We start from the raw sequence: 24362 nt of genomic DNA, 5'->3' as shown, positions 1-24362 counted from the left end.
ATGCCATGACCGAGCACGCTCCCATGAAGCCCGTTGCCATGTTCACCAAAGTCCTGATCGCCAACCGTGGCGAAATCGCCTGTCGCGTCATCGCCACCTGCCGCCGCCTCGGCATCGCCACCGTGGCGGTGTATTCCGATGCCGACCGCAACGCGCGCCACGTGCGCCTGGCCGACGAAGCCATCCGCATTGGTCCGGCCGCCGCACGTGAGAGCTACCTGCGCGGCGATGCGCTGCTCGACGCGGCACGCGCGACCGGCGCGCAGGCCATCCACCCCGGCTACGGCTTCCTGTCCGAGAATGCCGACTTCGCCGATGCCTGCACCGCCGCCGGCATCACCTTCATCGGGCCGCCGGCCAGCGCCATCCGCGCGATGGGCGACAAGAGCGCGGCCAAGGCGCTGATGGCCAAGGCCGGCGTACCGCTGACCCCGGGCTACCACGGCGATCAGCAGGCACCGGACTTCCTGCGCACGCAGGCCGACGCCATCGGCTACCCGGTACTGATCAAGGCCAGCGCCGGTGGCGGTGGCAAGGGCATGCGCAAGGTCGAGCGCAGCGAGGACTTCGTCGATGCGCTGGCCAGCTGCCAGCGCGAGGCGGCCTCGGCGTTCGGCAACGACCACGTTCTGGTCGAGAAGTATGTCGAGCGCCCGCGTCATATCGAGATCCAGGTATTCGGCGACAGCCACGGTGACGCGGTGTACCTGTTCGAGCGCGACTGCTCGGTGCAGCGCCGCCACCAGAAGGTGCTGGAAGAAGCGCCGGCCCCGGGCATGAGCGCGGAACGTCGTGCGGCGATGGGCAAGGCGGCGGTCGATGCCGCGCGCGCGGTGGGCTATGAAGGTGCGGGCACGGTGGAGTTCATCGCCGGCCCGGACGGCGATTTCTACTTCATGGAAATGAACACCCGCCTGCAGGTCGAGCACCCGGTCACCGAGTACATCACCGGTACCGACCTGGTGGAATGGCAGCTGCGCGTGGCCTCGGGCCAGCCGCTGCCGCTGCGCCAGGAGCAGCTGGCCATCCACGGCCACGCGATCGAAGCGCGCCTGTATGCCGAAGATGCCGACCGTGGCTTCCTGCCCTCCACCGGCACCCTGCGCCGCCTGCGCCTGCCAATCCCGTCGGCCCATGTGCGCGTGGATACCGGCGTGGAGGAAGGCGACAGCATCACTCCGTACTACGACCCGATGATTGCCAAGCTGATCGTCTGGGACGTGGACCGCGATGCCGCGCTGCGCCGCATGAGCCAGGCGCTGGCCGACTGCCAGGTGGTAGGCGTGACCACCAATGCCGGCTTCCTGCGCCGGCTGGTGAATACCGATTCGTTCGCGCACGCCAGGCTGGATACCGCGCTGATCGAACGCGAACAGGCGGCATTGAGTGCAGTGGGCGAAACGGATGATGCCCTGTGGCAGCTGGCCGCCGTGGCCGCGGTTGCTGGCACTGCCGGTGCCAGCACCGACGCGCGCGACCCGCATTCGCCATGGCAGGCCCAGGATGGCTGGCGCCTCGGCGCATCGGCACCGCGCGTGCTGCCGCTGCAGCAGGGCGAACGCAAGCACACGCTCAAAGTGTGGGCACAGGCCGATGGCTGGCGCGTGCAGCGCGATGACGCCGCGCCGGTTCAGGTGATCGGCACAGCCGATGCGCAGCATCTTACCGTGCAGCTGGGCGAACGCCGCTGGTCGCTGCAGCTGCTGCGCGACGGTGACCAGCTGTACCTGTTCGGCGCCGACGGCCAGCACCGCTTCACCCTGCACGATCCGGTGGGCGAATCGGACCACGCCGTGGCGGATGCCGGCAGCCTGCTGGCGCCGATGCCGGGCAGGATCGTCGCCACGCTGGTCGCCGCCGGTACCGAGGTCAAGCGCGGCACGCCGCTGGTGGTGCTGGAAGCGATGAAGATGGAGCACACCCTGCAGGCACCGGCGGATGGGACGGTGAAGGGCTATCGCGCCAAGGCCGGCGACCAGGTGGGTGATGGTGCGGTGCTGGTGGACTTCGACGCGGCGTGATGCAGCAGAGGCCGCGCGGGGTCAGCCCGCGCGGTCTTCAAGGTTCCAGATCACGCCTGCCGGGTCCAGTTCGCTGGTCGTCATCCGTGATGCACGCCATCCGAAACCGCAGACCGCGAGTACCCCCTCATTGATCGTGTCCAGGCCCAGGGCACGTTCGATGGGCTTTTCGTTGATCGCTGCAGTAATGAATGCTCCCAGGCCGGCATCCGTGGCCGCCAGGTACAGCGTCTGGGATAGATGTCCCGCCTCCATCGCGACAACCCGATAGCTTTTCCCATGCTGGCGATACTTCCAGTACGTCCTGTTGAAACGTGGGGCCAGGACCACCAGCACGTGCGCATCCGCGAACCAGTGCTGCTGCCCGACCATGGACATCACGAAGTCGCGATCGATGGCCACGGGGCAATCAACCGGCATCAGTCCGTGGCCCTGCGCTCGATAGAGGTACATGCCCGCGGCAAGTCCATCGACATTGCGCACCAGCACGTAGGCTTCCACAGGATGCAGTCCGCCGCCCGAAGGTACGTTCTTCTTCAGGAACACCAGATCATCGCCTTCGCGCTGGCAGCTGCTGCTGCCGAATGCCCGTTGCAGCATCTGGCTCAGCAGGGGCAGCGGCAGTGATCGGGTGACATCGAAGTTCCGGCAGGTGACGCGCCGCGCCAGCAGTGCGTCGAAATCGGTGGACTGCTGAGGCGGCAGTGGTACCAACCCAGCGTCGGCAGCGGCAGCGTGCGGTGGCGGCGGTCCCAATGTCCTGCGCATCTGCGAGGCCGTTTCGATCTGTGATTCACGCATGTTGCGAACGGCGTCAACATCCTCCCAGCGTGAGAAGGCATGCATGACCGCAGCCAGGGGGTGCCAATGCGTTGCACGCAGCCGCTCGTCACGAGCGGCAACATCGTCATCCTGTCCGCGAGTCAACACCAGGCCACTGGCGATCAGCAGGTCCATGGCAGGTGAACAGGCCTTCCCTGCCTCAAGCGTGGTCCATGCACTTGGGCTCAGGCTTCCCAGCAGTGCCTGTGCCGCAGCGTCCAGCACCACCGGTCCATCCAGGTGGGGGGCGAGTGCCTCCCAGGCAAGCGTGCGCACCAGCCCATCACCACCGCGCAGCAGGCCCTCAAACTCAAACCGGATCTGCTCGGTGGGCTGTACCACTACGATCGCGCAGCGCCTGACATCCATCGGATCAGCCCTTCCTTCATCGTGAATCCACGTTATCGAACCGCGACCCGATTCCTTTACATCTCCCGCTCTACCCTCTCAAGAACCGCTTTGCCAAGCCGACATCACCACTGCCCCTCGACACTCCATGGATGCAGGACACAATGCCCACGTTGACGCTCTCGCTGCCGGTCGCAAGGACGCTGGTTCAGCGCCTCGCCACCGATGACACCTTCCGCCAGCTCTTCGCTACCGACACGGCCGCCGCGATACTGCTGGCTGGACACGTTCCATCCAACCCGGCTGACCTTCAGCAGTTCGTCCAGGATTGCTGCAAGAACATCTGCCTGGCGGAGAAAGACGTCATCGCACAGGCCGAAGACCAGATCATCGCCATGCTGACCAGTGGTACCGGCTACTCCGTGCCGATGCTTGAGGACGGTTACGGCTCGCCGCGCACGCTGCGCTGAGGCATCGAGGCCATGGTGTCGGCAGCCTCGATTGCCGGCGCCGGCATGAGCCTCCGCACATCCACTACGTTAAGCGCCTGCAGGCAGAAGCTGCATTGCGCTTCTGCATATGCAAATCCGGGGCGATCACGCAGCCAACGCGTCTGCTCCTGGGCAACATCCTTCAGGCCCGCCTCCAGCGCCAGGTCACGCACTGCCAGCCGCACCTGCAGGCGTGGCTGCTTCTTCAGCAGCGGTACGAGCAGGTCCAGCCCGGCCTGGGGCCGGCCCTCATGCTGCATCATCCGCCCGGCCAACAGGGTGACGTACTGGCGCAACACGCTGCTGTCAGGGAGATCCTGAAGCGCGTTCATCCGGGCCTGGACCGCCTTGGCCGGTGCGGCATCGCCCAGTCTCAGTGCCAGCAAGGCTGCTGCGTGTGCTGCAACCAGGCGATCCACCACCTCCACCGCGGGTTCGCCGCTCAGCTCTGCGAACGGCGCGGTCGCGGCCACGCGCGCCACCATCAGCGCCTTCGACCTTCTGCCGGCCATCATGTAGGCGACGGCCAGGGGCATGTCGAAGTTGTACCGATCCATGCCCTGGCGCTGTCCGGCAAGCATCCTTCCCTGTTCGGCGAGCTTGATGGCGCCCTCGACATCGCCTTGGTCAAGCGCAATCGTGGTAGCGAAATTGCCAGCATGGAAGTTGCCTGGATCGATCCGCCCAAGCAGCGCATTGGCCTTCTCGAACTCGGAACGCGCTGCCGCCACCGTCGCCTGGCGCATCAATGCACCTTCCCAACCATTGCCGGCGGCACGGCTGAACGCGATGTCAGCCTCTGCGTAGCGCTCGCTGGCCAGCAAGGCGCGGCCGTACTGGTCCTGCGCGATCTCAGGCAGCTCGACCCTGCTTTGTGCAACACGCCGGGAAAGCGCCAGGGCCTCGGCAACGCGGTTCTCGTGGAAAAGATTCAGACCGGCGTTGTAGCTTGCAGGCATGTAATCCGGATACAGCTCCGCCATGCGCGCCCAGCCGTCGGTGGCGCGATCCGGATCACTGATCTGCAGCGCCCAGTTCTGCACGTACAGGCGCTCGCGTGGCGTAAGGTGCCCTGATCGACGGTCGGCCTCTGCCAGCAGACGTCGGGCATCGCGGTAATTCATCATGGCGAAGCGACAGCGGGCTTGGCCCAGCCATGCCAGGGCGAACTCAGGATCGACCTCGATCGCCTGCCCGAAGAACGCCATAGCGCCGTTGAAATCTCCTCGGCTGTAGCGCTTCTGGCCCAAGGCAAACGCACGCAACGCATCCATGCTGCCCGTGGTCACCTCCGGCAGGGATTGGCTGTCGCGCTGGATCAATGCGGGCTCTTCGCCCAGGCGATCACGCAGCTGGCGCGAAACATCGTCCACCGCCGCCAGTACTGCACCGGCCTTCGCATCGGCGGATACCACGGCCAGGGTGCGCAGCGTCGACGGCTCGACCACCTCCACGCTGAAGCGGGTTCGGCCGCCGACATCGGTCGCCGATGGCACGAACACCAGGCGGGCGCCCGTGCGCACCGCCACAGCGGCGGCATCGCCACGTTCACGGACACCGCGATCCGGCGGTTTCCGCATCATCTCAAGGGTGCGGCCGACGCGGTCGTCACTGACGACGTTGACGTAGCGGGACTGCTCGAGACTGATCCGGAACGCCTGGTCCAGGGCGTCATCGAGCAGTCGATTGCCGGTGAGGTTATGCAGCCCGCCGAGCACCACCCAGTCGCGTTCGGCGAACGCGATGGCCGGCTGTGGCCGGGTCAGCAACCAGACACCAAGCACTGCGGCCAGCAGTACGGCGGCCTGCGCCGCCATCGCCAGCGGACGGCGCCACAACGGAAGATCACGCCGGGCCTTGGCCGTGTGCCGCAGCCGCCCCGGGGTGGGCATGCCCGCCGCCTGCACGCCGTAGACTTCGGCTGGCTGGCTCACGCCCTTGAAGCGCCATCGCCCGAACGATCGCCATTGCAGGCCTTCAGCCATCGCGCCCAGCGACCCACTGGAGCGACGCACGATGGATTCGGCCACCGCCGAAAGCAGGATCTGGCCCGGACGTGCCAACTGCATCAGGCGCGCCGCCGTCGGCTTGGCTAGGCCTTCGACTTCAATCGCCTTGGCGCCAGCCCGCACTGCCTCGGCGCTGTTCTCCCAGGTCAGCACATCGCCCACATGCAGACCAGCCCGCGCCTGAAGATGGATCTCGTGTCTCTGCCCCAGCGGTTGCAGCCCACGCTGGTAATCCAATGCGAAGCCAAGCGCGTCGATCGGGCGCTCGAACAGCATGAACAGCCCGTCGGAGCGATCGATCAGCTGGCCGTTCCAGCGCTGCTGCAGCGCCAGCACCAGCCGGTCGTGTTCCTGGAACAGTTCGGCGGCAGCGACATCGCCGATGCGTTCGACCAGCAGCAGCGAGTCACACAGGTCGGTGAATAGCAGGGCGCGCAGTTGCTGGTTGTGCGGCGCCGACGTTCCGTTGTCGCCATTCATCGCCTCTGTCTCCCGATCTAGGGTGAGTCCACTGCGTCTGCCCAACGCAGGCAGTTGCCACCATCACGCTTGGCCTGGTACAGCGCACGATCCGCGCTGGCGTACCACTCGCTCCAGCCCGCATCCGGGTCCAGCAGGCTGGCGCCGATGCTGACCAGGCTGACGTGCGGCGTGCCGTGGCTGCGCTCGAGCAGGCCGTGTACCGCGCTGAGGATGAACTCTGCCGCGTGCTGCACGATCTCGTGGTTGCCACGACGCAGGATCAGGCAGAACTCGTCACCGCCGAGCCGGCAGGCCAGGTCCTGCTCACCGGCCATCGAGCGCAGGATGTTGCCCATGCTCTGCAGCACGCGATCGCCGGCCTGGTGGCCATGGCGGTCATTGATCTGCTTGAAGCGGTCGCAGTCGATGAGCAGCAGCGCCTGCGGCAGCCCACTGCCATCGGCGCGGCATTCCTGCAGGTACAGGGTGAGGCCACGGCGGTTGTGCAGCCCGGTCAGTTCATCGGTACGCACCAGTTCACGGGTGTGGGTCAGCTGGTGGGTAGTGATGTACAGATTGTCCAGCGCGGTTTCCAGATCATGGTTGCGCCGGCGCAGCTGGCTGATCAGCGCCTGTTCGTTGGTCAGCACGCGCATGATCGTGCGGCGCAGGAAGTAGGCGACCAGGCCCGGATCGGATTCCACCAGACGATGGAAGTCGGCGGGCCCCAGCTCAAGCACCTCGCAGTCCACCAGAGCGCGCGCACTGGCGCTGCGCGGGTGATCACCCACCAGCAGGCCCAGCTCACCGAAGAACTCCTGCTGCCCGAGGGTCTTGATCACCAGGTCCTCGCCGAAGTCCAGTTCGATCTGGCCTTCCAGGATCACGTACATGCGCTCGCCACGGTGGCCACGCTGGAACAGCCACTGCCCGGCATGAAGCTTGCGTGGACGGGCAAATCTGGCGAACAATGCGACCTCGGCATCGGACAGCAGCGCATGCACGATCTCGGCCATCGCCACCCGGGCGATACCTGACGTCACATCACTGTTCTCGGCCGCACCCCTGCCGGTCATTCCCTGCACCCGCCGCCAGCGTCCCCTGGTGAGCCGCGGAGCATAGCACCGCTTTAAAATGTGCGCCCTATCTCATTTTGAGCCGTGTGGTCCGCTTTCCCGATGTGAAGGCGCACGGTGGCCGTTCTGCCCGCCACGGTCCAGGGAAAAGTCGTTCCGGATCAATCTGATGGCCACCTTCACAGGGTTTCGGCCAAGTTGCCGGACTGTGGGGTGCGCTGGATTGACGCTGCATGCGTTCATCGAGTTTCCATCGATACAACAACGCCGGCAAGTCCCCCGACCGGCCGGCGTTGCCTGGCCCTTCCCTGGCCACCCTGATCGGATTCGCGACCCCGGTAGAGCCGGCCGCTGGCCGGCTTCTCCGTAGTGCCCGAAGGCGCACGTGGGTGTCGGCCAGCGGCCGGCACTACCGCATCACGCAGCGCGTTCGCTGCGCCCGCCGTGGAACTGTTCTTCTTCGGTCGAGCCGGTCAACGCGGTGGTCGACGACTGGCCCTGCTGGATCGCCTGGGTCACGGCATCGAAGTAGCCGGTGCCAACCTCGCGCTGGTGCTTGACCGCGGTGAAGCCACGCTCGGCGGCTTCGAACTCGGCTTCCTGCAGTTCCACGAACGCGCTCATCTGGCGGCGTGCGTAGCCGTGGGCCAGATTGAACATGCCGTAGTTCAGCGCGTGGAAGCCGGCCAGGGTGATGAACTGGAACTTGTAGCCATAGCTGCCCAGCTCACGCTGGAACTTGGCGATGGTGGCGTCGTCCAGGTTCTTCTTCCAGTTGAAGCTGGGCGAGCAGTTGTAGGCCAGCAGCTTGCCCGGGAACTTCGCATGGATCGCCTCGGCGAACCTGCGTGCGAATTCCAGGTCCGGCTTGCCGGTCTCGCACCACACCAGGTCGGCGTAGGGCGCGTAGGCCAGGCCACGGCTGATCGCCTGGTCCAGGCCATTGCGGGTCTTGTAGAAGCCCTCGACGGTGCGCTCGCCAGTGGTGAACGGGCGGTCGTTGCCGTCGATGTCACTGGTCAGCAGATCCGCGGCCTCGGCATCGGTGCGCGCGACCAGCAGGGTCGGCACGCCCAGCACGTCGGCGGCCAGGCGTGCGGCGTTGAGCTTCTCGATGGCCTCGCGGGTCGGCACCAGCACCTTGCCGCCCATGTGGCCGCACTTCTTCACCGACGCCAGCTGGTCTTCGAAATGCACGCCGGCGGCGCCGGCCTCGATCATCGCCTTCATCAGTTCGAAGGCGTTGAGTACGCCGCCGAAACCGGCTTCTGCGTCGGCCACGATGGGCTGCAGGAAGTCGATGTCATCCTTGCCTTCGGCGTGGTGCAGCTGATCGGCACGCAGCAGCGTGTTGTTGATGCGCTTGACCACCGCCGGCACCGAATCGGCCGGGTACAGCGACTGGTCCGGATACATCTGGCCGGCCAGGTTGGCGTCGGCCGCCACCTGCCAGCCGGACAGGTAGATCGCCTTCAGCCCGGCCTTGACCTGCTGCATGGCCTGGTTGCCGGTCAGTGCACCCAACGCGTTGACGAACTCGCGCTCATGCAGCGATGCCCACAGCTTCTCCGCACCCAGGCGGGCCAGCGAATGCTCGATGTGGACGGTGCCGCGCAGGCGGACCACGTCGGCGGCGCTGTAGTTACGCTGGATGCCTTCCCAACGCGGGTTGGTATCCCAGTCGTGCTGGATCTGTTCGGCAGTGGGCAGCTTGCTCATGTCTTTCTCCAGTTCGGTTCGTGCGTGCAACGGGGAGGGAAACGGCGGGTTTGCGGGCAGTCAGTCAGTCGATGCGCGCGTAGGCCGGCAGGGTCAGGAAATCGGTCAGTTCGTCGCTGCGGCTCAGTTCGCCGAGCAGGGCGATGGCCTCGCCGATGCGTGCGCCACCGGGCAGCGCGGCGGTATCGCCCAGCCGTGCCGGCAGCTGCGAGAGGGTGGAATCCAGCAGCGCGAGGTCGATCGCGGTGCCGTCGTCCAGCTGCTGGCCCGGCGTGTGCAGCCACTGCCACAGCTGGCTGCGACTGATCTCGGCGGTGGCCGCATCCTCCATCAGGTGGTGGATCGGCACGCAGCCGTTGCCATCCAGCCAAGCGGCCAGGTAGCGCACGCAGACTTCCACGTTGCCTTCGAAACCGGCGCGGGTGATGGTGCCCGGCGGCCGTGCGATCAGTTCGTCGCGGCCGACGCGCACGTCCTGGCGCAGCACGCTGTGCTGGTTCGCACCGGGCATGTGTTCGTCGAAGATCGCCATCGCCACCGGAATCAGCGCCGGGTGTGCAACCCAGGTGCCGTCATGGCCGGCGGTGACTTCGCGCAGCTTGTCGGCGCGCACACGGGCCATCGCCTGTTCGTTGGCGGCGGCATCGTTGTTGATCGGAATCTGCGCGGCCATGCCGCCCATCGCATGCGCACCGCGGCGGTGGCAGGTCTGGATCAGCAGCTCCGAATACGCTTTCAGGAACGGCTGGGTCATGGTCACCTGGCCGCGTTCGGGCAGCACGCGGTCGGCGTGGCGGCGGAAGGTCTTCAGGTACGAGAAGATGTAGTCCCAGCGCCCGCAGTTCAGGCCGACGATGCGGTCACGCAGCGCGTGCAGGATCTCGTCCATCTCGAACACCGCCGGCAGCGTTTCGATCAGCACCGTCACCTTGATCTGGCCATGCGGCAGGCCGAGCATGCCTTCGATGTGCGACAGCGCGGTCTCCCACAGCGCCGCCTCTTCCATGCTCTGCAGCTTGGGCAGGTAGAAGTACGGGCCGCGGTCCTTCGCCTGCAGGGTGCGGGCGTTGTGGAAGGCGAACACCGCCGCGTCGAACAGGCCACCGGCCAGCGGCTGGCCGTCGATGGCCACGTGCTTTTCGTCCAGGTGCCAGCCGCGCGGGCGCACGATCAGCACCGCCTGCTCGTCGTACGGGCGCAGGCTGTAGTGCTTGCCATTTGCAGCGGTGAATTGCAGGTCACCGCGCACCGCCGCCGCCAGCGACTGCTGGCCGGCCAGCAGGTTGCGCCAGGTCGGCGAGGTCGAATCCTCGAAGTCGGCCATGAACACCTTGGCGCCGGAGTTCAGCGCGTTGATGACCATCTTCGGGTCGGTCGGGCCGGTGATCTCGACGCGGCGGTCCTGCAGCGCGGCCGGCAGCGGGGCAACGCGCCAGTCGCCGTTGCGGATCGCGGTGGTGTCTTCCCGGAAGTCCGGCAGGCCGCCCTGGTCGAAGAACGCCTGGCGCTCGCGGCGGGCCTGCAGCCGTGCCTGCCGGCCCGGTTCCACCGCGCGGTGCAGCGACACCAGCAGGGCCAGCAACGGCGCCGGCAGCAGGGTGTCCTGGCCGGCCACGCGGGTCGCCAGGGCGATACCGGGGGTGGCCTTGCTGGCAGGGGTGGGAACAGCGGAAGCGACGGCGGACATGGGGCGACTCCAGCGGTGGGGGAACGACTCCACGGTGCCGCTGGGCCCGAGTATTTGGCAAAACAGTTTTTGCAATGTTCTACATAAGTTATGCTAATACTCGTGACACGATGAGCACACGCACGCCGCCAAGTCCGCGTTTTTCCTACAAATCCGACCGGCTGAAGCCGCTGCGCGCGTTCTGCCAGACCGTGCGCCTGGGTTCGGTCTCACGGGCGGCTGAGGCACTTTTCGTCAGCCAGCCGGCGATCAGCCTTCAGTTGCAGGCGCTGGAACGGGAGCTGGGGGTGCCGCTGTTCGAGCGCAGCGGGCGGCGCCTGGTGCCCAGCCGCGAGGGCCAGCTGCTGTATGAATTGGCGCAGCCACTGGTGGAAAACCTGGACGGGCTGGAGGCGCGCTTCCGCGACAAGGTGCGCGGACTGGATGCGGGCGAACTGAACATCGCCGCCAACAGTTCCACCATCCTCTACCTGCTGCCGAAGATCGTCGAACGCTTCCGCCTGCATCACCCGGACGTGCGCCTGACCCTGCACAACGCGATCAGCGCCGACGGCACCGACCTGCTGCGCGAGGATGCCGCCGACCTGGCGATCGGTTCGATGACCGATGTGCCGGCCGACCTGAGCTACGCCCCGGCCTATCGCTTCGAGCAGGTGCTGATCGCACCGCACGATCATCCGCTGGCCAGTGGCGGCGAGCTGGAGCTGGCCGACATCGCGCGCTATCCGCTGGTACTGCCGCCGAAGCGGCAGATCACCTATCGCCTGGTGGACCAGGTGTTCCAGCGCCACCGCATCGCCTACACCGTGGCACTGGAGGTCGGCGGCTGGGAGGTGATCAAGCAGTACGTGGCGATGGGCATGGGCATTTCGATCGTGCCGGCGCTGTGCCTGAACGAGGCCGACCGCGAGCGGTTGGCGGCGCGGTCGATGAAGCGCTGGTTCCCGGAACGCAGTTACGGGGTGATCGTGCGCCGGGGCAAGGCGCTGTCGGCGCAGGCGCGGGCGTTCATCGAGCTGATCCAGCCGGAGTTGTTCAGTCCGCGCGATTACGACCAGAGCGGGCATTCCGAGCGGTAGGGGTGTTCGGCAGGGCTGCGCCCTGCACCTGCCGAGGCCGAAGCAACGGCAACAGCGGGCTATCCGTGGGATGGCGGTGCGCTGTGGGTGGGCAGGACACGCCGTGAACCCATCCCTGGGGGCTCGATGGCGCCATCCATGGCGTCAACGGTCCTGCCCACCCACAGCGCACCGCCTCTGACAGATCTCCGCGGCTGTTGGTAGGTGTCGACCTTGGTCGACACGTCATCAATGATCGAAATGGGCTTTTGTAGAGTCGAGCCATGCTCGACTGGCGGAAAAACGATCAAAGAAGACGCCAGGCACGGTCCCGGTCTGGCTAGACTGGCCCCATGTCCATCGAACTCCGCCACCTGCGTTACTTCCTCGCCGTTGCCGATACGCTGCACTTCGGCCAGGCGGCGGAGCGGCTGGGCATGTCGCAGCCGCCGCTCAGCCAGCAGATCCGCCAGCTGGAGGACCTGATCGGTGCGCGTCTGTTCGTGCGCAGCCATCGTCGTGTGCAGCTGACGCCTGCGGGCGAGCTGCTGCAGGAACGTGCACGCGCCATCGTGCAGCAGGTGGAAGCGGCGGTGGACGAGGTACAGCGCGCGCAGCGCGGTGAGCAGGGTGAACTGCACATCGGCCTGACCCGCGCCACGCCGCTGTCGCCGCAGATTCCGCGTTCGATCCTGCATTACCGCCAGCAGTATCCGCAGGTGCGGCTGCAGCTGAGCGAGATGAACACCCTGCAGCAGATCGACGCGCTGCTCGACGGCTCACTGGACGTGGGCATCATCCGCAAGCGTGCGCTGCCGCCGGAACTGGTGGCGCACAGCCTGTTCGTCGATCCGCTGGCGTTGATCGTGCATGCCGACCATCCTGCCCTGCGCAGACTGTCGAAGCAGGGCACGCTGTCGCTGCGCGACTTCGCGCAGGAGCCATTCGTGGCGTTCCGCCGCAGTGCCGGTGCGGGCATCCATGACCACATGATCGCGTTGTGCGCGGCTGCCGGATTCACGCCGCGCATCGTGCAGGAGGCGGGTGAAGCCTCGACGCTGATCAGCCTGGCCGCCGCAGGCTTGGGCGCCGCGATCCTGCCGTCTTCGTGCGATCACATCCGGGTGGAAGGATCGCGCTTCGTGGCGCTGGCCGATGCCGGTGCCCATTCGGAAGTGCAGCTGGCGTGGCATCGCGAACGGGTAACCCCGTTGATCCGCAATTTCGCCACGCTGCTGCGCGGGGCATTCGCCGGTAGAGTCGACTGTTAGTCGACTATCGCGCGCAGCGCGGGGTTTTCGCGATCTGATGGAAGAGCAGTCGACTAACAGTCGACTCTACCTCGGCAAACCCGCCACACCGTGGTTGCCGGCCAGCGGCCGGCACTACCGTGCGTTGGGTCACGCCGTGACCGGCTGTGGCGCGCGCTGCTGCAGCGTCCAGACGATGCCACCGCCGATCAGGGTCAGCGCGGCGGCGAACGCACACACGCCAAGCCAGTCCCAGGCTGCATAGGCCAGGCCACCCACACCGCCCAGCACGCTGGACCCCAGGTAGTAGGCGAACAGGTACAGCGCCGAGGCTTCCGCACGCATCGCACCGGCGCGGCTTCCAACCCAGCTGCTGGCCACGGAATGACCACCGAAGAAGCCGAAGGTCACCAGTGCGATACCCAGCGCCATCGTGCTCAGCCACGGCATCGCCAGCAGCGCGATGCCGGCGCCGATCAGCGCGAACGAGATCGACAGGATGCGGCCGCGTCCGTAGCGCGTGGCCTGCTGGCCCATCCACGCCGAACTGAAGGTACCCACCAGATAGACGCTGAAGATCAGCCCGACCACGGTCTGGCTGAGATGGTAGGGCGGCGCCAGCAGGTGATAGCCCAGGTAGTTGTAGAGGGTGACGAACACGCCCATCAGTACGAACGAGGTGGCGAACAGCCACGGCAGGCCCGGGTCGGCGAACAGCGTGCGCCAGCGCGACGGCAATTGGCGCAGGCCGCCGCGACGGGCATGGAAGTGCCGCGACGGTGGCAGCTGCAGCCACAGCAGCACGGTGCTGGCCACGGCGATGATCGAGACCACGCCGATGCCCCAGCGCCAGCCCCAATGGTCGGCGATGATGCCGGCCAGCAGGCGCCCGCTCATGCCACCGATGGCGTTGCCGCCGATGTACAGGCCCATCGCCAGGCCCAGCGCGCGGCCGTCCATTTCCTCGACCAGGTAGGTCATCGCCACCGCCGGCACGCCGCTCAGCGCCAGGCCAAGCAGGGTCCGCAGCACCAGCAGCGTGGTCCAGTCGTCCACCAGCGCGGTGCACAGCGACAGCATGGCCGACGCCAACAGCGCAACGATCATCAACGGGCGACGGCCGACCGCGTCGGACAGCAGACCGGCCAGCAGCATCGCCACCGCCAGCGTGCCAGTGGTCAACGACAGCGACATCGCGCTGCCGGCGGCGGACACGCCGAAGTGACGGCTGAACTCGGGCAGCAGCGGCTGCACCGTGTACAGCAGGCCGAAGGTGGAGAAGCCGGCCAGGAACAGCGCCATCGCGGCGCGGCGGAAGGCCGGGGTGCCCTGCTGGATGCGGGTGTCGGTGCCGGTATCGAGAGTGGAGGGACGGCCTTCAACGGCCGCCGCAGTTTCGCCAGTCATGGAATCGAAAGGCCGGTGGGGACGGCCGGGCGTGGGAGGGAACGGGCCTCAGACTAAGGCCCGTCCATCCAGTCGATCCATAACCTGATAAGTCAGGATTGATACTCAAGAAGTATCAATTCAGCTTACAGGCGCTGCCACTCGAAACCGTCGCCGCGGCGGTAGTACACCGCCACCGCACGGCCGTAGACCTTGTCGGCATCGACGAAGCCGAAGAAGCGGCCATCGAAGCTGTTGCCACGGTGGTCACCCAGCACCAGCACCTTGCCGTCCGGCACCACCAGGTCGGCGATGTCCGGGCCGCCCCCCATGTCCAGATCGAGGCTGGCACGGCGTTCACCAAAGGCTTCCACATCCTGCAGGTCCGCAGTCTGCAGCGGCTGGCCGTTGATGGTCAGGTGCCCTTCGTGCAGTTGCACATGGTCACCGGCCACTGCGGCAACGCGCTTGATCAGGCGGGTGCCGTCGGCTGGCGAATCGAATACCGCCACTTCGCCGCGCTGCGGCGTGCCGGTGGACATCAGCTCCCTGCTGGTGAATGGCAGGCGCAGGCCGTAGGCGCGCATGTCCACCACCACCCGGTCGCCGGGCTGCAGGGTCGGCTGCATCGAACCGCTGGGCACCACGTAGTGGTTGGCGAGGGTATCGCGGGCGGCGGCGAGCAGGCCGAGCATCACCAGCAACGGCAGCGCCTCCTTTTTCAGCCAGGCCAGCGCGCGATCGGAAAAGGGAGGGCGGGCAACGGCGTCCATGGCAGGCTCCGGGTGGGTGGTAGCTGCATCAGACCACACATGGGGGGAGAGGTTCCCGGTAGCGCCGGGTTACGCAGGTTTTACGCGCGGGACCGGCCGCCGGCATCGCACCTTTACGGCCAGCGCGCGCATCGTGTGCCCACCGCGCCACAGGGCGCATTCCGCAAGGTATTGTATGACCCTCCTGGTGATCCGCCACGCATCTTCGTCCGCGCCGCGCCCGCAATTGCAGGCGCAGCTGAGCGGCCATCGCGTACTGTGCAGCGACTGCGCCAGCCTGTCCGAAGTGCGCCAGTGCCTGTGCCAGCCGCAGGCGCGTTCGGCCGACTGGGTGCTGCTGGATGTCGGCGTGGCCGACGAGGCGCAATGGCAGGCCGAGGGCGGTGCGCTGCAGGCGGCGCTGGAACGGCTGCCGGCGCAGTACATCGAGTTGCAGGCACCCAGCGAGCCCGGCCTGGAGTCGCGCCTGCGACTGCAGCATGGCCCCGCGGCGGTGGTCATCGACCAGCGCAGCCAGCAGGCCGGTTATCCGTTGTCGCTGGCCATCGTCGGCCGCCGCCTGGCGCAGGAGGGCTGAGCCATGTCGATCTTCATCATCCGTGGCCCGGAAGCCGCCGGTGCGCTGATCCGTACCGCCATGCCGCTGCCGGCACCGGTACTGAAGTCGTTGGTGCACCGGGCAATCGACGCCGGCACCAGCGTGGCGATACGCGCCTGCGGCTCGGAACAGGAACTGCTGGACGCCCTGCGCGTGGCCGACCACAGCCGTGGCGAGGTGACGCTGCTGGACCCGGGTGCGTGTGCCAACAGCCTGCGTCTTCAGCGCCTGCTGCCCTACCTGCACAACGCCTACGTGGAAGTACATGACGACGGCGCGGTGGCCGAGCCGTGCCTGCCGGCCGGTGTCGGCCAGCGCCTGGGCATCGCCGCCGGCTACGGTGCGCAGAGCTATGTGCTGGCGCTGGACATCGCGCTGGATCACCTGGGGCTGGCCGAACAAGCCAACCGGGTACACGTGGGGACGTGATGGCCGGGCTGTGCCCGGCACCCGGTAGTGCCGGCCGCTGGCCGGCAACCTCATCAGCAACAGCAACAGCCAAAGCCGGTTTCCTGGGGGATGGCGGGGTGGGTCCGGTTGCGGGGGACGCTGCAAGTACGTCCCTGTAAGCTTGGCCGCGGCATCCATGCCGCGGACACCCCCGCAACCGGACCCACCCCGCCTTCGACAGATCTCCGCGAACTGTCGGAACAGCATGGCCTGCTTCTGGTGGGTGTCGACCTTGGTCGATACATGGATCCACGCCATGCGTGGATGAGCGGCACACTGCGGAATCTGTCGATGGCATCGATTCAACGAAAAACGGCGGGGTTTCCCCCGCCGTTATTTCTTTCGTACTTCAGGTCGCGCTTACTTCAGCCCGCGGAACTTCAGCAGCGGTTCCACCGACGGGTCCTTGCCGCGGAAATCGCGGTACAGGGTCGACAGCTCCACGCTGTTGCCGCGCGAGAGGATCTTGTCGCGGAATTCCTGGCCATTGGCGGCGGTCAGGCCACCGTGTTCGGTGAACCACTGGTAGGCGTCATGATCCAGCACTTCGGCCCAGAAGTAGGCGTAGTAGCCGGCCGAGTAACCGCCACCCCAGATGTGGTCGAAGTAGGTGGTGCGGTAACGCGGCGGCACCTGCAGCAGGTCGACCTTGAACTTCTTCAGCGCGCTCGCTTCAAAGGCGCCGACGTCCTGCAGCGGCGCGTCGGCCTTCTGCGTGTGCCAGGCCAGGTCCAGCAGTGCGGCCGACAGGTACTCGGTAGTCGCATAGCCCTGGTTGAAGCTGCGTGCCTTGAGGATCTTGTCGACCAGCTCCTGCGGCATCGCCTCGCCGGTCTTGTAGTGCTTGGCGTAGTTGGCGAACACCTTCGGGTCCAGCGCCCAGTGCTCGTTGAACTGCGACGGGAACTCGACGAAGTCGCGCGAGGTGGCGGTGCCGGCAATCGACGGATACTTCACGTTCGAGAACATGCCATGCAGTGCATGGCCGAACTCATGGAACATGGTGGTGACGTCGTCGAAGCTGATCAGCGCAGGCTGGCCGGCGGCCGGCTTGGTGAAGTTGCAGACGTTGTAGACCACCGGCTTGGCGCCGGTCAGGCCGTCCTGCTCGACGAACACGTCCATCCAGGCGCCGCCGGACTTGCTGTCACGCTTGAAGTAGTCGGTGTAGAACAGGGCCAGCGAGGTGCCGTCCTTGTCGAAGACTTCGTACACCTTCATGTCCGGGTTGTAGGTCGGAATGTCGGTACGCGGCTTGAAGGTGATGCCGTACAGCTGGGTGGCGGCGTAGAAGACGCCGTTCTGCAGCACGTTGTCCAGTTCGAAGTACGGCTTGATCTGCGACTCGTCCAGATCGTACTTGGCCTTGCGCACCTGCTCGGCGTAGAAATCCCAGTCCGAGGCGGCGACCTGGAAACCGCCCTTTTGCGCGTCGATCACCTTCTGGATCTCGCCGGCTTCTGCGCGGGCCTTGGCGGTGGCGGCCGGCACGGTGTCGGTCAGCAGCTTGAGCGCGGCGGCCGGGGTCTTGGCCATCTGGTCGCCCAGCTGGTAGTCGGCGAAGGTATCGAAGCCGAGCAGCTTGGCCTTCTGCGCGCGCAGCTGGGCCAGACGCTGCACGGTCTGCCGGGTGTCGTTGGCATCGCCACGCTCGGCACGGGTTTCCGAAGCCTTCAGCACGGCGGCACGCTGGTCACGATCACTCAGCGAACCGAGCACCGGCTGCTGGGTGGTGTTCTGCAGCGGCAGCAGGAACTTGCCATCCAGCTTGCGCTCCTTCGCTGCGTTGGCGGCGTTGTTGATCGCATCCTCGTCCAGGCCGGCCAGCTTGGCCTTGTCGTCAACGACAACGGCCGCAGCGGCGGTGGCAGCCACCAGGCGGGTATGGAACTGGGTGGAGAGCGTGGTCTCTTCCACGTTGAGCTTGCGCAGCGATGCCTTGTCGGCGTCGGACAGCTGTGCACCGGCGCGCACCAGGCCATCGTAGTAGTGCTCGACCAGGCGCTTCTGCACCGGATCCAGTTCAAGCGTGTCGCGCTGGTCATAGATCGACTTCACGCGCGCGAACAGCTTCGGGTCGAGGTTGATCTCGTCCTGGTGCGCGGCCAGCTTCGGCGCCACTTCTTCCTGGATCTTCTGGCGCGCATCGTTGGTATCGGCCTGGACCAGGCCGAAGAAGATGCGCGACACGCGGGTCAGGGTCTCGCCGCTGCGCTCCATCGCCACGATGGTGTTGTCGAAGGTGGCCGGCTCGCTGCTGTCGGCGATCTTGCGAACGTCGGCCAGGTGCTGGCGCATGCCTTCTTCGAAGGCCGGCAGGTAGTCGCTGTCCTTGATCTTGTCGAACTGCGGCGCCTGGAACGGCAGCGTGCTGGCGCTCAGCAGCGGATTGGTGGAGGCTTCGGCCGGCTGCTGGGCCGGGGCTTTCTGGGCATCGGACACGGGGGTGGACTCCTTGCCGGAACAGGCCGCCAGCGCCAGGCTGATGGCGGCGGCCAGGACTACGGTACGCGACATGTAAAACGCTCCTTGGGCAGACGGTATGGAATACCAGCCCTCCACCCTACTCCTGTCGCGCTCGCCCGGCATGTGCCGGACGTGGCGTCTATGCGACGGCCTGCGGCCGGCTCAGACCGTGCCGCGGGTCTTGCCGATCCACGGCCGGTAGAACTCGCGGATGGCAGCCATGTCGGCCACATCGTCGCCACTCGGGGTGAACAGCGGACCGATGCCGATGGTCTTTTCCGGATAGTGGAAATAGGCGGTCAGGATCGGCACGTCTGCCATCCGGGCGATCTTCAGGAAGCCGGCCTTCCACTCCTTCACCGCCTTGCGGGTGCCCTCGGGCGTGATGGCGAACCACATCTTCTCGTTGTTGCGCAGCAGGTCCACCGCCTGGCCCACCGTGCCCTGCGGCGAGCTGCGGTCCAGCGGGATCACGCCCAGCTTGTGCAGCAGCGGCCCCAGCGGCCACCAGAACAGCGAGGCCTTGCCCAGCACCTTCACCTTCATGCCCAGCGCGATCTTGGCCGCCATGCCCCACAGGCCGTCCCAGTTGGACGAATGCGGCGCGATGATGAATACCAGGCGCGGGATGTCAGGCAGGGTGCCGGTCACCTTCCAGCCGCCCATGCGCAGGGTGCAGCGCGCCAGCCAGCGCAGGAAGGCGTTGGGTTTGACCTGTGGCATCTGCGGCGGCACGGCCGGCAGCAGCGGAGTCGGGTTGTTCAAGCAATCACTCCCAGTCACGTGATGAGCGCCCGCGCTTGATCTGCGCGCGCCCGCGTTTGGCGTCCAGACGACGCAGTTTCGACCCGAGGGTCGGCTTGGTGGCCTTGCGCGGTTTGGGCACGCTCAGCCCGGCCTGGATGAAGGCCGCCAGCCGCTCGCGCGCATCCTCGCGATTGCGATCCTGGGTGCGGAAACGTTGCGCGTCGATGACCAGCACGCCTTCGCCGGTCATGCGCCGGTCACGCCGCGCCAGCAGGCGCGTGCGCAACGGTTCGGGCAACGAGGGCGAGTTGGCCACGTCGAAACGCAGTTCCACCGCAGTGGAGACCTTGTTGACGTTCTGGCCACCGGCACCGCTGGCACGCACGAACCGCTCGACGATCTCGCCGTCGGGGATTTCAAGCTGCGCGTTGATGGTGACCGGTCCACTGCCCATCCGCGCATTGTAGCGGCAGCCACGTGTCGGAGTGCGCATCGCGCGCCGTATGCCGCCGATCAGGTACCGAACACGCCGCCTTCGCCTTGGCTGCGGGTATGCTGGCCGTCCCATGTACCGCAGGAAGCTTCGCATGACCCGCTCCGCACCCGCCCTGCCCTCCCTGCTGCGCCGCGCCGCCCTGCTGCTGGCGCTGGCCGTGGCCAGTGTCCCCGCCCTGGCCGCGCCGCCGACCGATGGCGACATCAACCGTCTGCTGTCCGCGTCACGTGCGCAGAGCATGATCGACACCATGCTGCCGCAGATCGAGGCGATGCAGCAGCAGCAGTTCCAGCAGGTGGCCGCACAGCGCCAGCTCAATGCCCAGCAGCAGGAGCAGCTGAAGCGGATCCAGGCGCGGACCAGCCAGACCCTGCGGCAGGCACTGTCCTGGCAGCAGCTGCGGCCGATGTACGTGGACCTGTACAAGAAGACTTTCAGCAAGGAAGACGTGCTGGCGATGGCCGAGTTCTACGAGAGCGCGGCCGGCCAGAGCCTGCTGGACAAGACCCCGGCCCTGATGCAGAACGTGATGGTGGCGATCCAGGCGCGCATGCAGCCGCTGTTCGCGGACCTGCAGAAGGACCTGGAAGCGATCGTCAACGAGCCGGAAAAGAAGTGAGGTCGTGCCGGCCGCTGGCCGGCAACCTCGTACGGTTGGGATCAGGCAGATGCCGGCCAGCGGCCGGCACTACCGTCTATAGGTCCACCTGCCAGCCGAACAGGTCCAGCGCCTTCTGGAACTCACGATCCAGCGGCGCACTGACATCCACGTTGCCGCCCTCAGGATGCGGGAAGCGCAGGCGCTCGGCGTGCAGCAGCATGCGGTGCACACCCTGCATGCGGAAGATGCGGTTGTGGCGGCCATCACCATGGCTGGTGTCGCCGATCATGTGATGCGACAGGTGCTTGAGGTGCCGGCGGATCTGCCGGAAGCGCCCGGTCTGTGGCTGGCAGCGCAGCAACGCATAGCGCGAGCGGGTGAACTCGCCGACCGGCACCGACAGCTCGCCGGTGGCCAGGCGCTGGAAGTCGGTGACCGCCGGCTTTTTCACCGGTTTGCCCGGGCCGCCGTCCAGATCATGATCGACCTGCCAAGCGAGTTCGGCCGGCCAGCCCCGGCAGACGGTCAGGTAGTCCTTCAGCACCTCGCCACCCATCAGCGCCTTGCCCAGCGCACTGGCGGTCTCGCGGTCAAAGGCCAGCAGCAGGCAGCCACTGGTGGCCCGGTCCAGGCGATGCACGAGGAAGATCGGGCGGCCCAGCTGCTCGCGCAGGCGGTCGGCCAGGAAGTCGTCTTCGCCACGGGCCAGCTTGCTGTCGTGGACCATCAGCCCGGCAGGCTTGTTGACCACGGCCAGGCGCTCATCCAGGTGCAGCAGCTGCAGGGGCGCGGTTTCAGTCTCGACCGCGGCGAGGGTGTCAGGTTCGGTGCTCACGGCGGGATTATCGAGGCTGGGCACTGAATGCGGTAGAGCCGGCCGCTGGCCGGCTGCCTGCGGATCGTCTGGCTGCTGGGCTTGCCGGCCAGCGGCCGGCACTACCAGATCAGGCGCGGCCGGCACTACCAGATCAGCGCGGGCAGCGCGGCGGTCAGGCGTTGCGTACGGCCAGCAGCTCGCCGTTGCCCACCGGCACCAGGCTGGTGCTGAAGTCCGGATCAGCGTCCAGCAGCACGCGCAACGGTTCCATCTCTCCCGCATGCGAGGTGGCGTTGTCCACCACCAGCAGGCCGCCCGGGCGCAGCACGCGGCGCAGCTGCGGCCACCAGCCGGCGTATTGCCCGCGGTCCGAATCGAGGAACAGCAGGTCAATGCTGGCATCGGCGGCCTCTGCCAGCCACGGCCCGGCATCGTCGTGGACCAGCGTGATGCGATCGGCCAGGCCACTGCGCGCGAAGGTGTCACGCGCCATCGCCGCCTTGTCCTCGGCGTATTCCAGCGTGGTCACGTGGCCGTCGATGGCGGCGGCAGCCTCGGCCAGCCACAGCGTCGAATAGCCGTTGGAGGTACCGATCTCCAGTACGCGGCGCGCAGTGCCGAAGCGGACCAGCACCGCGAGGAATTCGCCCGTATCTGGCGTGATGTTGAGCATGCGGCGGCCACGCGCGCTTTCGCGGGCGTCGTTGTCGGCGCCGAAGCGGGCCAGTTCGTCCTTGAGTGCCTGCAGCATGGGGCCTACTTCCACCACGCGCGCAGCAGCGCCACTGCACCGACCGCACCGGACAGCCAGCTCCACGCCGGCACGTCGCCCCAGTACCAGCCCGGCGGCTGCAGCACATACATCAGTGCAGCGATGGCGAGCAGGCCGACGCCGGTGATCGCGCCCACGGCGCGCTTCTGCAGGCGCTGCAGGCTGGCGTCGAGCGCGACCAGATCGCGCGAACGCATCGCCAGTTCGTGGCGGCCTTCCACCTGCTGGGTCAGCCAGGCGTGCACCAGCCGCGGCATGTCCGGCGCATGGGTCATGATTTCCGGCAGGCGCTTGCCCAGCTCGCGCACCACCCGGCGCGGGCTGTAGCGCTCGCGCAGGATCTTCGCCAGCACCGGCTTGGCCACCGCCCAGATGTCGATCTGCGGGTCCAGCTGGCGGCCGACGCCCTCGATGTTCAGCAGGGTCTTCTGCAGCAGGATCAGCTGCGGCTGCAGCGTCAGCTGATAGCGCTGCGCCACCCGGAACAGCTTCATCAGCACTTCGGCCAGCGAGATCTGCGACAGCGGACGGGTGAAGTACGGCTCGCACACTGAACGCACGGCTGCTTCCAGATCGTCGATGCGTACGTGGTCGGGCATCCAGCGTGCCTGTACATGCAGTTCGGCGATGCGACGGTAATCGCGGTTGAAGATGGCCATGAAGTTCTCGGCCAGGTAGTACTGATCTTCCTGCGAGAGCTGGCCCATGATGCCGAAGTCCAGCGCGATGAAGCGCGGATTGGCACGGCGCGCCAGATCGGTGTCGACCCAGATGTTGCCGGCGTGCGCATCGGCGTGGAAGAAATTGTCGCGGAATACCTGGGTATAGAACACCCGCACGCCCTTGGCGGCCAGCGCCTTGCGGTCGATGCCGGCCTTGTCCAGTGCAGCGATGTCATCGGACGGAATGCCCCACACCCGCTCCAGGGTCAGCGCGCGCTCGGCGGTGTGGCTCCAGATCACTTCCGGCACGTACAGGTCGTCGGAGTTTTCCCAGAAGCGGCGCAGCACGCTGGCATTGGCGCCTTCGCGCTGCAGGTCCAGCTCGGCGGCCAGGGTGTTCTCGACCTCGGCCACCACTTCGCGCGGCCGGATCTTGTCGGCGCGCGGGTGGGTGCGCTCGACCAGGGCGGCCAGCGAATTGAGCAGGGCGATGTCGGCGTCGATCTGCTTCTCGATGCCCGGTCGAAGTACCTTGACCACCACCTGGCGACCATCAGCCAGCGTGGCCGCGTGCACCTGCGCGATCGAGGCCGAAGCCAGCGGTTCGGTGTCGAAGCTGGCGAAGGCCTCGCTGACCGGCAGGCCGAGCGCGTCCTCGACGATGCGGCGCGCGGTCTCGCCATCGAACGGCTTGACCCGGTCCTGCAGCAGGGTCAGCTCGTTGGCCACGTCCGGCGGCACCAGGTCGCGGCGGGTGGACAGGATCTGGCCAAACTTGACGAAGATCGGGCCGAGGTCCTGCAGCGCCAGGCGCAGGCGCGCACCGCGCGACTGCGAGGCGATGCTGGCCGAGGCGCGCGGCACGAACGGCTTGGCCAGGCGCAGCCAGCGCTCGGCCGGCGTGCCCTGCAGCAGGTCGTCGAGGCGGTAACGCAGGATCACCCGGCCAATGCGGCTGGCCCGCAGCACGGCCTTCATGCGGCACCCCGCAGGCGCTGCACGCGTGCACCAAGGCGCTCCACGTCATCGCGCAGCACATCCACGTCGTCGTGGAAGGCATCCAGCTCGGCGCGCGGCACCACATCGCGCGACTCCTCGGTGATGAACTCAGCGGCGCTGTGGGCCAGGTCGATCGCCCCCTGGCGCGCGTGCTGCAGGGCGCTGCGCAGGGTGTTGGCGACCTGCACGCCCAGTACTTCGCCGAATACGCTGACGAAAGGCTGCTGCCAGTCCGGATCGAAGCCCTTGGCCAGCTGCTGCAGGCGGCGCGCCAGCTCGGCATCGCCGGCCACGCGCACACGGCCCTTGCCGTTGTTGTCGCCGCGCCGCGCGTTGGCCAGCAGCGGCAGCTGCGCCAGCACGCCGGCCAGGCTGCTGCGCACGGCCAGGTCGGCTTCCTGCGCATCCACCGGGCCGACCCGCAGCTGGTCGCCGTCGACGCTGATGCGCATGGCCAGCGACGGCGCTTCCAGGGTCAGGTCGATATGCCGGCCGTCGAGGCTGGCCAATGCATGGCGGGTATCCGGATCCAGCGCCAGCGCGCGGTTCAGGGCGATCTGCAGGGCGCGGCCAGCGACCGGCTTGAGGGACTTGAGCAGGGAGAGAGCCATGTGCGCATTCTACCTGCGTGGGTGGGGGGCTTGGGCCGGGC

General features: G+C 67.0%; 21 protein-coding genes. 7 read left to right on the top strand and 14 right to left on the bottom strand.

The genetic code is table 11. The features are described from left to right. Positions 1-5 precede the first annotated feature (5 nt). Complete coding sequence (locus AC5P68_RS13965; RefSeq protein WP_414498107.1) at positions 6-2021, top strand: acetyl-CoA carboxylase biotin carboxylase subunit; 2016 nt, start codon at positions 6-8, stop codon at positions 2019-2021. Between the two features lie 21 nt (positions 2022-2042). Here the strand turns inward: AC5P68_RS13965 and AC5P68_RS13960 are convergent, their stop codons facing one another. Then, the gene (locus AC5P68_RS13960) at positions 2043-3212 is read right to left on the bottom strand and encodes a putative peptide maturation dehydrogenase (protein WP_033833259.1); all 1170 of its coding nucleotides are present in this window, start codon (positions 3210-3212) and stop codon (positions 2043-2045) included. 143 nt (positions 3213-3355) lie between these two features. Here AC5P68_RS13960 and AC5P68_RS13955 point away from each other — a divergent pair, with 143 nt between their 5' ends. Next, positions 3356-3661 (top strand): NHLP-related RiPP peptide, encoded by a 306-nt coding sequence (locus AC5P68_RS13955; protein WP_033833258.1) that lies wholly within the window; start codon positions 3356-3358, stop codon positions 3659-3661. On the opposite strand, the gene AC5P68_RS13950 is transcribed toward AC5P68_RS13955, so the two are convergent. The 4 genes from AC5P68_RS13950 to aceB all read right to left on the bottom strand — a co-directional run bounded on the left by AC5P68_RS13950 (position 3634) and on the right by aceB (position 10635). After that, entirely contained in the window at positions 3634-6171 is a 2538-nt protein-coding gene (locus tag AC5P68_RS13950) for a putative peptide modification system cyclase (protein WP_495217102.1), read from the bottom strand. The genes AC5P68_RS13955 and AC5P68_RS13950 overlap by 28 nt on opposite strands. A gap of 17 nt (positions 6172-6188) precedes the next feature. Beyond that, complete coding sequence (locus AC5P68_RS13945; RefSeq protein ID WP_024956231.1) at positions 6189-7229, bottom strand: GGDEF domain-containing protein; 1041 nt, start codon at positions 7227-7229, stop codon at positions 6189-6191. 417 nt (positions 7230-7646) lie between these two features. Next, entirely contained in the window at positions 7647-8948 is a 1302-nt protein-coding gene (aceA, locus tag AC5P68_RS13940; protein ID WP_005407653.1) for an isocitrate lyase, read from the bottom strand. 64 nt (positions 8949-9012) lie between these two features. Continuing rightward, on the bottom strand, positions 9013-10635 hold the full coding sequence (gene aceB, locus AC5P68_RS13935; protein ID WP_033833256.1) for a malate synthase A: 1623 nt from the start codon (positions 10633-10635) through the stop codon (positions 9013-9015). A gap of 110 nt (positions 10636-10745) precedes the next feature. Between aceB and AC5P68_RS13930 the strand changes: the two genes are divergently transcribed. Together AC5P68_RS13930 and AC5P68_RS13925 are read left to right on the top strand one after the other, a co-directional pair. Beyond that, positions 10746-11714, top strand: a complete 969-nt coding sequence (locus AC5P68_RS13930) for a LysR family transcriptional regulator (RefSeq protein ID WP_033833255.1) — start codon at positions 10746-10748, stop codon at positions 11712-11714. Positions 11715-12046: 332 nt separating this feature from the next. Beyond that, positions 12047-12964: a LysR family transcriptional regulator gene (locus tag AC5P68_RS13925; RefSeq protein WP_005411915.1), complete on the top strand. Its 918-nt coding sequence runs from the start codon at positions 12047-12049 to the stop codon at positions 12962-12964. 129 nt (positions 12965-13093) lie between these two features. Here the strand turns inward: AC5P68_RS13925 and AC5P68_RS13920 are convergent, their stop codons facing one another. Together AC5P68_RS13920 and lepB are read right to left on the bottom strand one after the other, a co-directional pair. Continuing rightward, positions 13094-14350, bottom strand: coding sequence for an MFS transporter (locus tag AC5P68_RS13920; RefSeq protein ID WP_033835528.1), 1257 nt, complete (start codon positions 14348-14350; stop codon positions 13094-13096). A 125-nt stretch (positions 14351-14475) separates the two neighbouring features. Next, complete coding sequence (lepB, locus tag AC5P68_RS13915; RefSeq protein ID WP_005407648.1) at positions 14476-15102, bottom strand: signal peptidase I; 627 nt, start codon at positions 15100-15102, stop codon at positions 14476-14478. A gap of 175 nt (positions 15103-15277) precedes the next feature. On the opposite strand from lepB, the gene AC5P68_RS13910 reads away from it, so the two are divergent. Both AC5P68_RS13910 and AC5P68_RS13905 read left to right on the top strand, forming a co-directional pair. After that, positions 15278-15679, top strand: a complete 402-nt coding sequence (locus tag AC5P68_RS13910) for a hypothetical protein (RefSeq protein ID WP_414498106.1) — start codon at positions 15278-15280, stop codon at positions 15677-15679. A 3-nt stretch (positions 15680-15682) separates the two neighbouring features. Beyond that, positions 15683-16129, top strand: coding sequence for a 3-dehydroquinate dehydratase (locus AC5P68_RS13905; RefSeq protein WP_004153636.1), 447 nt, complete (start codon positions 15683-15685; stop codon positions 16127-16129). Positions 16130-16510: 381 nt separating this feature from the next. Here AC5P68_RS13905 and dcp read toward each other — a convergent pair whose 3' ends face one another. From dcp to arfB, 3 genes are all read right to left on the bottom strand, one after another. Then, positions 16511-18667, bottom strand: coding sequence for a peptidyl-dipeptidase Dcp (gene dcp / locus AC5P68_RS13900; protein ID WP_033835526.1), 2157 nt, complete (start codon positions 18665-18667; stop codon positions 16511-16513). A gap of 111 nt (positions 18668-18778) precedes the next feature. Then, the gene (locus tag AC5P68_RS13895) at positions 18779-19381 is read right to left on the bottom strand and encodes a lysophospholipid acyltransferase family protein (RefSeq protein ID WP_033835525.1); all 603 of its coding nucleotides are present in this window, start codon (positions 19379-19381) and stop codon (positions 18779-18781) included. 4 nt (positions 19382-19385) lie between these two features. Further along, positions 19386-19817, bottom strand: a complete 432-nt coding sequence (arfB, locus tag AC5P68_RS13890; RefSeq protein ID WP_005407644.1) for an alternative ribosome rescue aminoacyl-tRNA hydrolase ArfB — start codon at positions 19815-19817, stop codon at positions 19386-19388. A gap of 133 nt (positions 19818-19950) precedes the next feature. Between arfB and AC5P68_RS13885 the strand changes: the two genes are divergently transcribed. Next, positions 19951-20478 carry a DUF2059 domain-containing protein gene (locus tag AC5P68_RS13885; protein ID WP_005407643.1) on the top strand — a complete coding sequence of 176 codons (528 nt, stop codon included), beginning with the start codon at positions 19951-19953 and terminating at the stop codon, positions 20476-20478. Positions 20479-20554: 76 nt separating this feature from the next. Here the strand turns inward: AC5P68_RS13885 and AC5P68_RS13880 are convergent, their stop codons facing one another. The 4 genes from AC5P68_RS13880 to AC5P68_RS13865 form a co-directional block, all read right to left on the bottom strand. Then, positions 20555-21295, bottom strand: coding sequence for a pseudouridine synthase (locus AC5P68_RS13880; protein WP_012478780.1), 741 nt, complete (start codon positions 21293-21295; stop codon positions 20555-20557). Between the two features lie 154 nt (positions 21296-21449). Then, positions 21450-22028 (bottom strand): O-methyltransferase, encoded by a 579-nt coding sequence (locus AC5P68_RS13875; protein ID WP_033835524.1) that lies wholly within the window; start codon positions 22026-22028, stop codon positions 21450-21452. Between the two features lie 5 nt (positions 22029-22033). Then, complete coding sequence (gene ubiB, locus AC5P68_RS13870; protein ID WP_049404805.1) at positions 22034-23689, bottom strand: ubiquinone biosynthesis regulatory protein kinase UbiB; 1656 nt, start codon at positions 23687-23689, stop codon at positions 22034-22036. Then, positions 23686-24321: a ubiquinone biosynthesis accessory factor UbiJ gene (locus tag AC5P68_RS13865; protein ID WP_005411902.1), complete on the bottom strand. Its 636-nt coding sequence runs from the start codon at positions 24319-24321 to the stop codon at positions 23686-23688. The genes ubiB and AC5P68_RS13865 overlap by 4 nt, the downstream gene beginning before the upstream one ends. Positions 24322-24362: the final 41 nt, after the last annotated feature.

The sequence above is a fragment of the Stenotrophomonas sp. YJH_SMC_58 genome (assembly GCF_059369635.1).
This window is presented reverse-complemented; position numbering and strand designations above follow the sequence as displayed.

What these genes read in the sequence shown, in the direction of transcription:
- AC5P68_RS13965 (WP_414498107.1), top strand. Translation starts at nt 6, where the DNA reads ATGACCGAGCACGCTCCCATGAAGCCCGTTGCCATGTTCACCAAAGTC.
- AC5P68_RS13960 (WP_033833259.1), bottom strand. Translation starts at nt 3,212, where the DNA reads ATGGATGTCAGGCGCTGCGCGATCGTAGTGGTACAGCCCACCGAGCAG.
- AC5P68_RS13955 (WP_033833258.1), top strand. Translation starts at nt 3,356, where the DNA reads ATGCCCACGTTGACGCTCTCGCTGCCGGTCGCAAGGACGCTGGTTCAG.
- AC5P68_RS13950 (WP_495217102.1), bottom strand. Translation starts at nt 6,171, where the DNA reads ATGAATGGCGACAACGGAACGTCGGCGCCGCACAACCAGCAACTGCGC.
- AC5P68_RS13945 (WP_024956231.1), bottom strand. Translation starts at nt 7,229, where the DNA reads ATGACCGGCAGGGGTGCGGCCGAGAACAGTGATGTGACGTCAGGTATC.
- aceA (WP_005407653.1), bottom strand. Translation starts at nt 8,948, where the DNA reads ATGAGCAAGCTGCCCACTGCCGAACAGATCCAGCACGACTGGGATACC.
- aceB (WP_033833256.1), bottom strand. Translation starts at nt 10,635, where the DNA reads ATGTCCGCCGTCGCTTCCGCTGTTCCCACCCCTGCCAGCAAGGCCACC.
- AC5P68_RS13930 (WP_033833255.1), top strand. Translation starts at nt 10,746, where the DNA reads ATGAGCACACGCACGCCGCCAAGTCCGCGTTTTTCCTACAAATCCGAC.
- AC5P68_RS13925 (WP_005411915.1), top strand. Translation starts at nt 12,047, where the DNA reads ATGTCCATCGAACTCCGCCACCTGCGTTACTTCCTCGCCGTTGCCGAT.
- AC5P68_RS13920 (WP_033835528.1), bottom strand. Translation starts at nt 14,350, where the DNA reads ATGACTGGCGAAACTGCGGCGGCCGTTGAAGGCCGTCCCTCCACTCTC.
- lepB (WP_005407648.1), bottom strand. Translation starts at nt 15,102, where the DNA reads ATGGACGCCGTTGCCCGCCCTCCCTTTTCCGATCGCGCGCTGGCCTGG.
- AC5P68_RS13910 (WP_414498106.1), top strand. Translation starts at nt 15,278, where the DNA reads ATGACCCTCCTGGTGATCCGCCACGCATCTTCGTCCGCGCCGCGCCCG.
- AC5P68_RS13905 (WP_004153636.1), top strand. Translation starts at nt 15,683, where the DNA reads ATGTCGATCTTCATCATCCGTGGCCCGGAAGCCGCCGGTGCGCTGATC.
- dcp (WP_033835526.1), bottom strand. Translation starts at nt 18,667, where the DNA reads ATGTCGCGTACCGTAGTCCTGGCCGCCGCCATCAGCCTGGCGCTGGCG.
- arfB (WP_005407644.1), bottom strand. Translation starts at nt 19,817, where the DNA reads ATGGGCAGTGGACCGGTCACCATCAACGCGCAGCTTGAAATCCCCGAC.
- AC5P68_RS13885 (WP_005407643.1), top strand. Translation starts at nt 19,951, where the DNA reads ATGACCCGCTCCGCACCCGCCCTGCCCTCCCTGCTGCGCCGCGCCGCC.
- AC5P68_RS13875 (WP_033835524.1), bottom strand. Translation starts at nt 22,028, where the DNA reads ATGCTGCAGGCACTCAAGGACGAACTGGCCCGCTTCGGCGCCGACAAC.
- ubiB (WP_049404805.1), bottom strand. Translation starts at nt 23,689, where the DNA reads ATGAAGGCCGTGCTGCGGGCCAGCCGCATTGGCCGGGTGATCCTGCGT.
- AC5P68_RS13865 (WP_005411902.1), bottom strand. Translation starts at nt 24,321, where the DNA reads ATGGCTCTCTCCCTGCTCAAGTCCCTCAAGCCGGTCGCTGGCCGCGCC.